Annotated in this window: 9 protein-coding genes; 8 read left to right on the plus strand and 1 reads right to left on the minus strand. The window is 68.8% G+C overall.

Annotation, left to right across the window (positions count from 1 at the left end; all coding sequences use genetic code 11):
* Nucleotides 1-54: 54 nt before the first annotated feature.
* Nucleotides 55-1,980, plus strand: a complete 1,926-nt coding sequence (locus BM066_RS09760) for a methyl-accepting chemotaxis protein (RefSeq protein WP_089926791.1) — start codon at nt 55-57, stop codon at nt 1,978-1,980.
* Nucleotides 1,981-2,044: 64 nt separating this feature from the next.
* On the opposite strand, the gene BM066_RS09765 is transcribed toward BM066_RS09760, so the two are convergent.
* Nucleotides 2,045-2,848 carry a LytTR family DNA-binding domain-containing protein gene (locus BM066_RS09765; protein ID WP_089926794.1) on the minus strand — a complete coding sequence of 268 codons (804 nt, stop codon included), beginning with the start codon at nt 2,846-2,848 and terminating at the stop codon, nt 2,045-2,047.
* Between the two features lie 87 nt (nt 2,849-2,935).
* On the opposite strand from BM066_RS09765, the gene BM066_RS09770 reads away from it, so the two are divergent.
* The 7 genes from BM066_RS09770 (at nt 2,936) to sucD (ending at nt 14,223) form a co-directional block, all read left to right on the plus strand.
* Nucleotides 2,936-3,493 (plus strand): DUF2306 domain-containing protein, encoded by a 558-nt coding sequence (locus tag BM066_RS09770; RefSeq protein ID WP_089926943.1) that lies wholly within the window; start codon nt 2,936-2,938, stop codon nt 3,491-3,493.
* A 178-nt stretch (nt 3,494-3,671) separates the two neighbouring features.
* Entirely contained in the window at nt 3,672-4,376 is a 705-nt protein-coding gene (locus tag BM066_RS09775; RefSeq protein ID WP_089926797.1) for a TetR/AcrR family transcriptional regulator, read from the plus strand.
* A gap of 198 nt (nt 4,377-4,574) precedes the next feature.
* Nucleotides 4,575-6,821 (plus strand): TonB-dependent receptor, encoded by a 2,247-nt coding sequence (locus BM066_RS09780; RefSeq protein WP_089926800.1) that lies wholly within the window; start codon nt 4,575-4,577, stop codon nt 6,819-6,821.
* An 88-nt stretch (nt 6,822-6,909) separates the two neighbouring features.
* Nucleotides 6,910-8,232: a spinster family MFS transporter gene (locus BM066_RS09785; protein WP_089926803.1), complete on the plus strand. Its 1,323-nt coding sequence runs from the start codon at nt 6,910-6,912 to the stop codon at nt 8,230-8,232.
* Between the two features lie 253 nt (nt 8,233-8,485).
* Complete coding sequence (locus BM066_RS09790) at nt 8,486-11,839, plus strand: glycosyltransferase (RefSeq protein ID WP_089926806.1); 3,354 nt, start codon at nt 8,486-8,488, stop codon at nt 11,837-11,839.
* 294 nt (nt 11,840-12,133) lie between these two features.
* On the plus strand, nt 12,134-13,333 hold the full coding sequence (gene sucC, locus BM066_RS09795) for an ADP-forming succinate--CoA ligase subunit beta (RefSeq protein WP_089926810.1): 1,200 nt from the start codon (nt 12,134-12,136) through the stop codon (nt 13,331-13,333).
* A gap of 5 nt (nt 13,334-13,338) precedes the next feature.
* A complete protein-coding gene (gene sucD, locus BM066_RS09800) occupies nt 13,339-14,223 on the plus strand; it encodes a succinate--CoA ligase subunit alpha (protein WP_089926813.1) in 885 nt (294 codons plus the stop codon).
* Nucleotides 14,224-14,337: the final 114 nt, after the last annotated feature.

Genomic DNA, 14,337 nt, shown 5'->3' on the forward strand with positions numbered 1-14,337 from the left:
TAAATACCCGTGTTCATGGAGTTTTTGCGTCGCGATCTCAAAAGGAGCGCGCCCATGAATTTCGGCGATCTGAAAATCCCCCATAAGCTGCTGGCGGTGTTCGCCGTGATGCTTTCGGCGATCGCTGTGATGGGCGTGACGCTGTTCGTCAACCAGACGAAATACGAAGCCTCGATCGAGCGCACGGAGCGGGCCTATCTGTCGCTGCGCGCCGCCGACACGGCCGCCTTCCGCCTGACCCGCCAGGAGAACTCGCTGCGCGGCTTCCTGCTCTCGGGCGACGAATACTACGTCAAGCGCCTGGAAGAGGCCCACAAGCCCAAGTTCCTGGGCGCGCTGGAGCAACTGCGCACCCTGGCCCAGGGCGACGAGGCCCAGCTGGCCCGGATCGCCGCCGTCGAGACCGCCTATGCCGACTACCGCAAGGCGGCCATCGAGCCGGGCGAGACCCTGGCCCGCGATCCGGCCACCCACCAGCAGGCGGTCGACCTGGTCAAGCACGACGGCGTCGCCGACCAGTCGGTCTCGGTGGTCGAGGACGACATCGAGCTGATCGTCAAGAATTCGGAAGCCGTCGTCGCCGCCGAGGCGGCCGCCCAGAAGGCGTCCGCGCTGGAGGCGCGCCTGACCCTGGCCATCGGCATCGGCATCGCCATCGCCATCGCCCTGGGCGGCGGGCTGCTGCTGTCGGGCGTCATCGCCGCGCCGGTGACGGCCATGACGGCGGCCATGCGCCGTCTGGCCTCGGGCGACAACGGCGTGGGCATCCCGGCGACCGGCCGCAAGGACGAGATCGGCCAGATGGCCGCCGCCGTCGCCACCTTCAAGGAAGCCGCGATCGCCAAGATCCAGCTGGAAGCCGTCGCCGAGCAGACCCGCCTGACGGCCGAGAGCGAGCGCGCCGCCAATGACGACGAGCGCCGCGTGGTCGCCGCCGAGCAGAGCGCGGTGGTCGACGAGCTGGCCTCGAGCCTGGCGCGCCTGGCCCAGGGCGACCTGACCTGCCGCATCGACGCCGAGTTCGCTGGCCGCTACCGCCAGCTGCGCGAGGACTTCAACCTGGCGGTCGACAAGCTGCGCGAGGCCATGGCGGCGATCATCGTCTCCACCGGCGGCGTGCGCAGCGGCTCCGACGAGATCGCCGACGCCTCCGACAGCCTGGCCCGTCGCACCGAGCAGCAGGCGGCCAGCCTGGAGGAAACCGCCGCGGCCCTGGACGAGATCACCGCCACGGTGCGCAAGACCGCGTCCGGCGCCAAGGAGGCCTCGTCCGTGGTCGCCACCGCCCGCAGCGACGCCGAGGAGTCCGGCCGGATCGTCAGCCAGGCGGTCCACGCCATGACCGAGATCGAGACCTCGTCGGTCCAGGTCAGCCAGATCATCGGCGTGATCGACGAGATCGCCTTCCAGACCAATCTGCTGGCCCTGAACGCCGGCGTCGAAGCGGCGCGGGCCGGCGACGCCGGCCGCGGCTTCGCGGTCGTCGCCCAGGAAGTGCGGGCCCTGGCCCAGCGCTCGGCCGAAGCGGCCCGGGAGATCAAGACCCTGATCTCGACCTCGACCCAGCAGGTCGGGGCCGGCGTCGACCTGGTCGGCCAGACCGGCAAGGCCCTGCAGCGCATCGTCGCCCAGGTCGCCTCGATCGACGGGCTGGTCACCGAGATCGCCGCCTCGGCGGTCGAGCAGTCGACCGGCCTGCAGGAGGTCAACAAGGCGGTGAACCAGATGGATCAGGTGGTGCAGCAGAACGCCGCCATGGTCGAGGAGGCGACGGCGGCCAGTCATTCGCTGAAGAACGAGGCCAACCAGCTGGCGGCCCTGGTCGACCGCTTCCGGGTCGGCGACGCCTCGGCGACGACCCCGGCCGTTCGCACGCCCGCCGCGCGCCCGGCCCAGACCCGCGCCGCGACCGCCGTCCGCCCCGGCCGGTCGGGCGCCGCCGCCCTGGCGACCAAGGTCGAGGACTGGGAAGAGTTCTGATCGGCGTCCGCTCGACGATCGGATGAAGGAAGGCCCCCGGCGTCGCCAGGGGCCTTTTTTCGTTTCAGTACCAGCCGGCCTCGCGCAGCGTCCGGGCGTAGGCTCGGCTGACCGGCGCCTCGACGCCGTTGACCAGGGTCAGGGTGGCGCGGCCGTCACCCCGCCGGGCGTCCCGCACCGCCGCCTTGGCCACCCACCAGGAGCGGTGGGTCTGGGCGCCCTCGATGCCCTCGAGCTCGGCCACGGCGTCGGACAGGCGCAGCAGGATCAGGTCCTGGCCCTTGGAGGTGTGCAGGCGCAGATAATGGTCCTCGGCCTCGACGGCGTAGATCTCGCCGCCGCGCAGGCGCGGGGGCAGGCGCTCGATGAAGCGGGGCGGCGGCGCTTCCGGCGGCGCGGCGTGGGTCTCGATCGGTCGTCGCGTGGCCAGGGTCATCAGGGCGGTCATGCCGCTGGTCATCACCAGGGTGACGCCGAAATAGGTCGCCGCGACGCGCGGGGTCAGGGGCGTGCGGCCACCGGCGAACCAGACCAGCACGGTGAACAGCGGGGTCAGCACGACGACGATGATCAGGGCGCGCCACCAGGTCGAGGCCAGGCCCGGCCAGAGCCCGCCGACCGCCTGGGCCACGGTCGTGCCCAGCACCGCGCCCAGGGCCGACAGGCCGATCCAGTAGGCCAGGCGCGGACCCAGCGGCGTGTCGCTCGTGCCCAGCGCGCCGATCAGGGCCAGGAAGACGCCGGCGACCACCGCCACGACCAGCGGCCGCAGGTAGATCCGCGGGAAGGCCGGGACGGGCGTGTTCGTTGACGCTTCGCCAATGGCGGCGGCCCGCCGTTCACGAACTGCCGACGCTTTCTCACGCACCTTCGGATGACCCCCGCCGCCGCCGATCCTAAGCCGGACCCGACCTTGATCGCCCCGGCGCGGCGCGATCGCTTCGGGAGAAACAAGATGTCCGACACCAGCCTGTCAATCGGTCCGGTCCGCTTTATCCGCATGGCGGCCGTCGGCCTGGCCGTCACCGTGGGCCTGATCCTGGCGGTGGGAGCGTCCCAGGGCCACGGGCCGGCGGCGGTGCTGGCCAGCTTCCTGCATCTGAAGGGGCGCCTGCACGCGCCTCATCTGGGGCTGCTGGCGATCGCGCCGATCCCGATCCAGGTCCACGTGGCGGCGGTGAGCACCGCCCTGGGCGTCGGGATCGCCTTGCTGCTGGGCCTGAAGGGCGACACCGTCCACCGCACGCTCGGCTGGGTCTGGGTCGTGGCCATGGCGACGGCGGCGATCTCGTCGCTGTTCATCCACCGGTCCAACCCCGGCGGCTACAGCTTCCTGCACCTGTTCGCCGGCTGGACCCTGATCGCCCTGCCCATGGGGGTGTTCGCCGCCCGCAAGCACAATGTCCGCCTGCACGGCCGGACAATGACGGGGCTGTTCGTCGGCGGCCTGCTGATCGCCGGGGCCTTCGCCTTCCTGCCGGGCCGGCTGATGTGGCAGATGGTGTTCGGCTAGAGCGTTCCGGCCTGATTGCGTCAGGCCGGGCGCTCTAGATCTTTGTCTTGGCGCATTTTCTTCACGCGAACCGGCGTCCGCTTCGCTCAAAAATGCGCTAGGGTCCGCGATCCGTCGCCCTTGCCAGGCCCGCGCCCGGAGGCCTACGAACGGTCAAGCAATGCGCGGATCACGGACCATGACGACGCAAGTTCGAGCGCCTCGCACCAAGCCGGCCGGCCGGGGGCGGCCCGCCAAGGCCACGGGGCGGGACTTGAAGGAGACGATCCTCGACGCCGCCGAGGGGCTGTTCGCGCGCCACGGCTTCCATGGCGTCACCATCCGCCAGGTGGCCGCCGAGGCCGGCGTCGACACCGCCCTGATCCACTACTATTTCGGCGCCAAGCGCGAGCTGTTCGACTCGGTGTTCCTGCGCCGGGCCGAGATCCTCAACACCGCCCGCGGCCTGTCGATGGACGCCTACGAGAAGAGCCATCCCGGGACCATGACCGTCGAGGGGGTGATCGAGGCCTTCATCGAGCCCCTGCTGCGCATCTCCCAGGATGGCGGCCAGGGCTGGAAGAGCTATTTCGCCTTGGTGGCCCAGGTGAACAACACCCCGGCCTGGGGCGGCGAGACCATGGCGCGGTTCTTCGACCCGGTGGTCCACCGCCTGGTCGAGACCCTGAAGGTGGTTCGTCCGGACGCGGCCTATCGCGACCTCTACTGGAGCTACCAGTTCCTGACCGGCTCGATGATGCTGGCCCTGTCGGAGACCGGCCGCATCGACTCCCTGTCCGATGGGGAATGCCACTCCAGCGACCTGGGCGCGGTGCGGGCCCGACTGTTCGCCTACTGCGCCGCCGGCTTCGAGGCCGTGATCGCCCGCGCGCCGCAAGGCTGATTTCCCAAACTTCCCAAAGCCTTGTGACGTTTCACACTGGCATTTCATCAGTTGATGAAAAAAGGCTGGCGCAAAACGCAACTCTGGGTGACAGTGTTCTCCAATTCGCGAACGAATGAATTCGCGGAAGCCGGAAATGCGGCCGTCAAACGGGGCTGTCCGGCACGGGACGGAACGCATAGGGGAAGGGGAGAACCCATGAAGACGATGCTCAAGCTCGCGCTGCTGGCCGGCGCGGCCTGGTCGGCCGCCGCGACCGCCGCGATCGCCCAGGACGCCGCGCCCGCCGGCGCCGGTCCAGTGGCGGTCGACGAACTGGTCGTCACCGCCCGCCGCCGCGAGGAAAACCTCAAGGACGTGCCGGTCGCCGTCTCGGCCTTCAGCGCCGAGACCCTGGAGCGCCAGGCCGCCAACGACATCACCACCCTGTCGCAGACGACGCCGAACATCACCGTGCAGACCGCGCGCGGCTCGAACTCGACCCTGATCTCCTACATCCGCGGCATCGGCCAGCAGGATCCGCTGTGGGGCTACGAGCCTGGCGTCGGCCTCTATGTCGACGACGTCTACATCTATCGCCCGCAGGGCGCGGTGCTGGACGTGTTCGACGTCTCGCGGATCGAGGTGCTGCGCGGGCCGCAAGGCACGCTGTACGGCCGCAACACCATCGGCGGCGCGATCAAGTACGTGACCAACCGCCTGGGCGACGAGGCTGGCGGCAAGATCCGCGGGACCTACGGCAGCTACAACCAGACCGACCTGCTGGTCGAGGGCCACACCCCGGTCGCCGCCGGCCTGTCGGTGGGCGGCGCCTACGCCCTCTATAAACGCGACGGCTACGGCACGAACCTGACCACCGGCGCCGAGCACTACAACAAGGACGTCCAGGCCTATCGCCTGAGCGCCGAGTACAAGCCGACCGACGACCTGTTCTTCCGCCTGGCCTACGACAAGGTGAAGGACGACTCCAACCCCCGTCACGGCCACCGCGAACTGCCGGCCCTGGTCGGCGGCTACAAGGTGCTGGACGTCTACGACACCCAGGCCGGCCTGGGCGATTCCAACTCGGTCGAGACCGAGGGTCTGTCGCTGACCGGCGAGTACCACGCCAGCGAGCACCTGACCTTCAAGTCGATCACCGCCAGCCGCAAGGGCCACACCGACACCCTGATCGATTTCGACGGCACGCCCCTGCCGACCCTGGATGTGCCGGCCACCTACGACGACCGCTCGTTCTCGCAGGAACTGCAGGCGGTCTATTCGGACGAGACCATCCAGGGCGTGTTCGGCCTCTACTACATGAACAGCCAGGCTTCGGGCGAGTTCGACACCATCGCCGGCAACCTGGGCGTCGCGATCGCCGACGGCGGCAAGGTCAGCACTCAGAGCTTCGCGGCCTTCTTCGACGTGTCGGCCAACTTCACCGACCGCTTCAAGGTCTCGCTGGGCGCCCGCGCCACCCGCGACCACAAGCGCAGCAACACCTTCCGGTTCTTCTATCTCGGCGCCACGCGCACGCCCTACCAGGGCGGGACGCCGCGGCCGATCCTGCAGGTGCGCACCAACTACAGCGCCGAAAAGACCTTCGAGGAGTTCACCCCCCGCCTGTCGGCCTCGTACGAACTGACCGACGACCTGAACACCTATGTCTCCTATTCGAAGGGCTACAAGTCGGGCGGCTGGGACATGCGCGGCGACGCCTTCCTGACGCCCCAGACCGTCAACGGCTACAACCCCGAGATCGTCAACGCCTACGAGGTGGGCCTGAAGGGCAATCTGTTCGACCGCCGGGTCTCGTTCGCCACCGCCGCGTTCCTGTCCAAGTACAAGGACCAGCAGGTCACCACCCAGGTGGTCGTGCCGTCGGGCATCGCCAGCAGCGTCGACAACGCCGGCGCCTCCACCCTCTACGGCGTGGAGTTCGAGGCCAAGGCGGCGTTCAGCCAGCACCTGTCGGGCACGGTGGCCCTGGGCTACATCCACGCCAAGTACGACACCTTCAACCGCTTCGTCCCGGCCGGCGCGCCGAACCCGGTCAACCCGTCCCAGACGATCCCGGCCGGCGGCCAGATCGTCAACGTCGCCGACCTCTACGGCTTCCAGAACACCCCCCAATGGACGGGCAACGCCAGCCTGACCTGGCGCGGGACCGTGGCCGGCGGCGAGCTGCAGATCACCCCGATGGTCAGCTATCGCGACGACTACCAGCAGTTCGAGCTGCCCCTGCCGCTGCTGGACCAGAAGGCCTTCACCCTGGTCGACCTGACCGCCAGCTGGGCTCCGGAAGGCGGTCGCTACAAGATCTCGGTGGCCGGCAAGAACCTGACCGACGAGCGCTATCGCACCGGCGGCTACAACTTCGGCGTTCCGACCTACAACAACTCGGTGATCGGCTTCTACGGTCCGCCGCGCACCTATTCGGCCTCGCTCGAGGTCAAGTTCTAGGGTCTTCTCGCCTCGACCGACCGGCGACGGCTTGCTGCAACAGGCCGTCGCCGTTTCTTTGTCCTCTCCACGATTCGCGGCGGAACCCATGAGCGACGCAAGCAGGCAGATTCCGACTCCCGGCGCGCGTTACCGCTACGTCGTGCTGGCCATGCTGATCCTGGTCTACACGCTCAACTTCCTGGACCGGCAGATCCTGGGCATCCTGGCCAAGCCCATCAAGGAGGAGTTCGGCCTGACCGACGGTCAGTTCGGCCTGATGAGCGGCCTGGCCTTCGCCCTGCTCTACACCACCCTGGCCATCCCGATCGCCTGGCTGGCCGACCGCTTCAGTCGGGTGTGGATCATGACCGCGGCCCTGACCCTGTGGAGCGGCTTCACCGCCCTGTGCGGCTTCGCGGGCGGGTTCTCGCAGCTGTTCCTGGCCCGGATGGGCGTGGGCATCGGCGAGGCGGGCGGCGTGGCCCCGGCCTATTCGATGCTGGCCGACTATTTCCCCAAGTCGCAGCGGGCCCGGGCCCTGGCGGCCTATGCGTTCGGCATCCCGCTGGGCACGGCGGCGGGGACCCTGGTCGGCGGCCTGCTGGCCGTGCATTTCGGCTGGCGCACCGCCTTCATCGTCGTGGGCGCGATCGGCGTGCTGCTGGCTCCGGTCTTCCGGCTGGTGGTCCGCGACCCGCGCCGGGGCGGGGCCGACATGGCGGCGGGCGACACCACCACCGTCCAGGCTCCGGCCGCCCCGCTGGGCGAAGTGGTCGGCGTGCTGGCCAGGAAGCCCAGCTTCTGGCTGCTGGCGTTCGGCGCCGCCTCGTCCTCTGTCTGCGGCTACGGCGTGGCCCTGTGGCTGCCGTCGTTCTTCATGCGCAGCCTGGGCCTGACCCTGCGCGAGACCGCCTGGTATTATTCCGGCATCGCCTTCTTCGGCGGCCTGATGGGCATCTGGCTGGGCGGGGCGGTGGCCGACCGGCTGGGCGCCAAGTCGAAGGCCGGCTATCCGCTGACTCCGGCCGTGGCGTTCCTGATCTCGGTGCCGTGCTTCCTGCTGGCCATGAACAGCGGGTCGCTGGTGGGGGGGCTGGGGGGAAGCGCGGCCCTGGCCCTGGCCTTCGCGATCTTCCTGATCCCCACGGGCCTGAACCTGGCATGGCTCGGACCGATCACCGCGGCCGTGCAGCACCTGGCCCCCGCGCCGATGCGCACCACGGCCTCGGCCCTGTTCCTGCTGATCAACAACCTGCTGGGGATCGCGGTCGGCACCTATTATTTCGGCCTGGTCTCGGACCTGCTCAAGCCGGCGTTCGGTCAGGAATCCCTGCGCTGGTCGATCTATACCGGCATGGGCTTCTACCTGATCGCGGCCCTGCTGTTCTTCCTAGCCTCGCGCCGCCTGGCCCGCGACTGGGTGGATTAGGACGAGCGTCATGCGGGGCCCTGCGTGGTCCTCGTCCTTCGACGGGCTTAGGATGAGGACCATTGACAGGCCCGGCCAGTAGGAAACCTCATCCTGAGCTTGTCGAAGGACGAGGTTTCCGGCCCCGAAGCTGAATGTCGATCCACCCTGAACCGGGGCGCCAACTGGGGCGATTGACCGCACCCGAAGAAGCGCCACTGTTCCGACACGTTCAGGTTACAAGAGCCGGCTGACGAACGCAGGACTGCGAACCATGGGCGGCGACGACCGGCATATCTTCCACGACCCCACCGGCCGGCGGGACCGGCGGATGCGGCTGATCCTGGGGATCACCCTGTCGGCCCTGGCCGCGATCGTGGCGGCCTTCCTGGCCACCCTGGCCTTCGCCCCGCGTCTGCCGGCCGTGACGCTGAAGGACCCGCACATCCTGTCGTCCCTGCATAAGGAGACGGCGCACCGGCTGAAGCCGAACCTGGACTGGCGCAAGGTGCCGCGCCCGACCGCCGGCAAGGGCGGGGCGGCCCAGTCGCGGCCGATCAGCGTCGGTTTCTATGTCAGCTGGGACGAGGATTCCCGCGAATCCCTGCGCCGCAACATCGACAAGCTGGACGTGGTCTCGCCGCAGTGGGTGGCCCTGCGGGGGCCCGACGGCGACATCGCCATCGACGACGACCCTCAGGGCGTGGCCCGGATCGCCGCCGCGCCCAACCATCCGGCCGTGCTGCCCCTGGTCCACAACTCGGCCAACGCCGCCTTCAACGGGCCGCTGGCCGACGCCCTGCTGGCCAACCCGAAGGCCCGGGCCAAGCTGATCGCCGGCCTGGCCGACCTGGCGGTTCGGCGCGGCTATGGCGGCTATGTCTTCGACCTGGAGAACCTGTCGCCCGCGGGCCTGGCCAACTATCCCAAGCTGCTGGACGAGGCGCGGGCGGCCTTCAAGCCGCAGGGCCGCGAGGTCTGGGTCACCGCGCCGTTCGACGGCCAGGGTTGGCCGCTGAAGGCGCTGCAGGACGCCTCCGACACCCTGGTGCTGATGGCCTACGACCAGCACTACGCCGGCGGCGATCCGGGACCCAACGCCGGCCAGGACTGGTACGAGGGCGAGCTGGCCAAGCGCTTCGCCAAACTGGACCCGGCCCGCACGATCATGGCCCTGGGCGCCTACGGTTACGACTGGACCCTGAACAAGGCGGGCAAGGCGGTGGCGGGCTCGCCGGCCACCTTCCACGAGGCGATCCGCAACGCCCAGGACGCCGGCGCGACCATCGACATGGACGACGACGCCCTGAACCCGACCTACGCCTATGTCGACGACAACGGCGACGGCCACGAGGTCTGGTTCCTGGACGCCGCCACCCTGTTCAACCAGGTCAAGGTCACCGACGCCTGGAAGCCGCGTGGCTACGGCCTGTGGCGGATGGGCATGGAGGATCCGGGCGTCTGGAGCGTGCTGGGCAAGCCCTATGGCCAGGCGTCGGCCGCCGGCCTGACCCGCATCCCGGCTGGAACCAGCGTCGACTTCGACGGCGGCGGCGAGGTGCTGCGGGTCGCCAACCTGCCGACGCCCGGCAAGCGGAGCGTCGAGTTCGATCCCGACACCGGCCTGATCGCCGACCAGACCTACGACGTCCTGCCCAGCTCGTACGTGATCGAGCGCTACGGCCAGAAGCCGGGCCTGGTGGCCCTGACCTTCGACGACGGCCCCGACGCGCGCTGGACGCCGAAGATCCTCGACATCCTCAAGGAGAAGAAGGCGCCCGCCACCTTCTTCGTGATCGGCGAGAACATGCAGACCCGGCCCGACCTGGTGAAGCGCGAGGTCGCCGAGGGCCACGACGTGGGCAGCCATACCTGGACCCACCCCAATATCGGCGAAATCCCGATCGCCCAGACCGACGTCGAGCTGAACGCCACCCAGCGCCTGTTCGAGGTGATCACCGGCCGCTCGATGCGACTGTTCCGGCCGCCGTTCTTCGGCGACGCCGAACCGTCGACCCCGCACGAGGTGGCCCCGCTGGTGATCGCCCAGGAGCTGGGCTACCTGATCGTCGGCCTGCGCATCGACCCCGACGACTGGCAGAAGCCCACGCCGCAGACGATCATCGACCGCACGCTGGAGCGCCTGGACCATCCCGGCGACCGGCCGGGGCAGGTGGTGCTGCTGCACGACGCCGGCGGCAACCGCTCGCGCACCGTGGCGGCCCTGCCGGGCCTGATCGACGCCATCCGGGCGCGGGGCTATCGCCTGGTCACCATCGGGGAACTGGCCGGCATGACCCCAGCCCAGGCGATGCCGGTCAGCGACCGCGATCCGGTGGCCCTGGCCCTGGATCGCGTGGGCTTCGGCCTGTTCCGCGGCGTGAAGTTCCTGCTGGGCGCGCTGTTCATCACCGCCATCGCCCTGGGCCTGGCGCGGCTGGTGTTCCTGGCTGGCCTGGCCCTGGTCCATCGCTGGACGCACCAGAGCCCCCAAAACCTAGACCCCGAGACCGGGCCGCTGGTCAGCGTGCTGATCCCCTGCTTCAACGAGGAGAAGGTGATCGCCGCCTCGGTGTCGCGGATCCTGGAGTCGGAGTGGAAGAACATCGAGGTCCTGGTCCTCGACGACGGCTCCAAGGACGGAACCGCCGAGGCGGTGCGCCGCGCCCACGGATCCGATCCGCGCGTGACCCTGCTGAGCTTCGAAAACGGCGGCAAGGCGCGAGCGGTCAACCGCGGCCTGGCGGTGGCCAAGGGCGAGTATGTCGTGGCGCTGGACGCCGACACGCTGTTTCCGCCGAAGACCATCGGGCGCCTCGTTCGCTGGTTCCAGGATCCGGCGATCGGGGCGGTGGCCGGCAACGCCATCGTCGGCAACCGCCTGAACATCGTCACCCGCTGGCAGGCCCTGGAATATGTCACCGCCCAGAACCTGGAGCGCCGGGCCCTGGCGGCTCTGGGCGCGGTGACCGTGGTGCCGGGCGCGGTCGGGGCCTGGCGCAAGAGCGTGCTGGACGCGCTGGGCGGCTATCCGTCCGACACCCTGGCCGAGGACCAGGACCTGACCATCGCCTGCCAGCGGGCAGGCTGGAAGGTGGCCTTCGACCCCGCCGCCCAGGCCTTCACCGAGGCCCCCGACACGGTGACCGGCCTGCTCAAGCAGCGCTTCCGCTGGTCGTTCGGCACCTTGCAGTGCGTGTGGAAGCACCGCGCGGCGCTGTTCAATCCCAAGACGCCCGCCCTGGGATTCGTGGCCCTGCCGCAGATCTGGCTGTTCCAGATCCTGCTGGCCGTCGCCGCGCCGCTGGTCGATCTGGCCGTGGTCTGGAGCCTGGTCTCGGGCCTTTACGGCGCCGTCGCCCATCCGGTGGAGTGGTCGCCCGACGACACGATCCGCGGCCTGCTCTACTGGGGGGTGTTCATCCTGGTCGACCTGTCGGCCGGCGCCCTGGGCATGGCCCTGGAGAAGCGCGCGCCCTGGGCCGACCTGCCGTACCTGCCCGTGCAGCGCTTCGGCTATCGGCAGCTGATGTACTACGTGGTCGTCAAATCGGTGCTGACCGCGGCGCGCGGCGGGCGCGTGGGCTGGGGCAAGCTGGAGCGGCGCGCCACGGCGACGCTTAAATAGCGGGCGCCGGGTGGGCGCTTGGTGAGCAGTCGGCGGCGGGGCTCGCGAGCATGACAAGGCTGTCATTCGCCCTTGCGAATGGTAGCGGTACCTTTTTTCCGCCGACCGGGGGTCGACCCGACCCTTTGGGACGTCGGCGTTCGGTGAAAAAGTCCAATGGCTTCCGGGGTCACGCGAGACCGGCCCACTTTTTCACTTCGCCGAACAATCGGTCCAAGCGCGGTTGCGCCTGAGAAATCACACTCCTATAACCCGCCCACAATTTTCAGAAGCCGTCGTCGAGACCGGTCCCTCATGAACATCCACGAACACCAAGCCAAAGCCGTCCTCGCAGAGTTCGGCGCCCCTGTTCCGCGCGGCTATCCCGCCTTTACCGTCGAGGAGGCCGTCGCCGCCGCTGAAAAGCTGGGCGGACCGGTGTTCGTCGTGAAGTCCCAAATCCATGCCGGCGGTCGCGGCAAGGGCAAGTTCGAGGGCCTGGGTCCCGACGCCAAGGGCGGCGTCCGGGTGGTCAAGTCGGTGGAAGACGTCAAGACCAACGCCGCCGAGATGCTCGGCCGCGTGCTGGTGACCCACCAGACCGGCCCCAAGGGCAAGCAGGTCAACCGCCTCTACATCGAAGAAGGCGCGGCGATCGCCAAGGAATTCTACCTGTCGCTGCTGGTCGACCGCGAGACCTCGATGGTCTCGGTGGTCGCCTCGACCGAAGGCGGCATGGACATCGAGGACGTGGCCCACGCCACCCCCGAAAAGATCCATAGCTTCTCGATCGATCCGGCGACCGGCGTGTGGCCCACCCACGCCCGCGCCCTGGCCAAGGCCCTGGGCCTGACCGGCGGCCTGGCCAAGGAAGCCGCGACCCTGCTGGGCCAGCTCTATACGGCGTTCCTGGCCAAGGACATGGCCATGCTGGAAATCAACCCGCTGATCGTCACGGAAGACGAGCACCTGCGGGTCCTGGACGCCAAGCTGTCGTTCGACGGCAACTCGCTGTTCCGCCACCCGGACATCCGCGCCCTGCGCGACGAAAGCGAAGAAGACCCCAAGGAAATCGAAGCCAGCAAGTACGACCTGGCCTACATCGCCCTGGACGGCGAGATCGGCTGCATGGTCAACGGCGCCGGCCTGGCCATGGCCACCATGGACATCATCAAGCTGTACGGCGCCGAGCCGGCCAACTTCCTGGATGTCGGCGGCGGCGCCAGCAAGGAGAAGGTCACCGCGGCCTTCAAGATCATCACCGCCGACCCGGCCGTCAAAGGCATCCTGGTCAACATCTTCGGCGGCATCATGCGCTGCGACATCATCGCCGAAGGCGTCATCGCCGCCGTCAAGGAAGTCGGCCTGAAGGTTCCGCTGGTCGTTCGCCTGGAAGGCACCAACGTCGAACTCGGCAAGAAAATCATTTCGGAAAGCGGCCTTAACGTCATCGCCGCCAACGACCTGTCGGACGGGGCCGAGAAGATCGTCGCCGCTGTCAAAGGGGCTGCGTAACTCTCATGTCCATCCTCATCGGTTCTGAAACCAAGGTCATCACCCAGGGCTTCACCGGCGCCCAGGGCACGTTCCACTCCGAACAGGCCATCGCCTACGGCACCAAGATGGTCGGCGGCGTCACCCCGGGCAAAGGCGGCCAGACCCACATCGGCCTGCCGGTGTTCGACACGGTCGGCGAAGCCAAGGAAGCCACCGGCGCCGACGCCTCGGTGATCTATGTCCCGCCGCCCTTCGCGGCCGACTCGATCCTGGAAGCCATCGACGCGGAAATCCCGCTGATCGTCTGCATCACCGAGGGCATCCCGGTGCTGGACATGGTTAAGGTCAAGAAGGCCCTGCAAGGCAGCAAGTCGCGCCTGATCGGCCCGAACTGCCCCGGCGTCCTGACGCCGAACCAGTGCAAGATCGGCATCATGCCGGGCTCGATCTTCTCGGAAGGTTCGGTCGGCGTCGTGTCGCGCTCGGGCACCCTGACCTACGAAGCCGTGTTCCAGACCACCAACGCCGGCCTGGGCCAGACCACGGCCGTCGGCATCGGCGGCGACCCGGTCAAGGGCACCGAGTTCATCGACGTGCTGGAGCTGTTCCTGGCCGACGAAGCCACCAAGTCGATCGTCATGATCGGCGAGATCGGCGGCTCGGCCGAGGAGGAAGCCGCCCAGTTCCTGGCCGACGAAGCCAAGCGCGGCCGCAAGAAGCCCATGGTCGGCTTCATCGCCGGCCGCACGGCCCCTCCCGGCCGTCACATGGGCCACGCCGGCGCGATCATCTCGGGCGGCAAGGGCGGCGCGGAAGACAAGATCGCGGCGATGGAAGCCGCGGGCATCCGCGTCTCGCCGTCGCCGGCCAAGCTGGGCGAGACCCTGCTCGAGGTGCTCAAGGGCTAACTAGACACCGAAACCCCGCCCCGCGCGGGGCCCAGGTTTTTTGCGACCGCCAGTCGACGATCCGAAAAAATCACCTGGGCCCCGTTCGTTACACGGGCGTCCGGTGATTGAGAG

The sequence above is a fragment of the Caulobacter sp. UNC279MFTsu5.1 genome, from assembly GCF_900114015.1.
Taxonomy (GTDB): Bacteria; Pseudomonadota; Alphaproteobacteria; order Caulobacterales; family Caulobacteraceae; genus Caulobacter.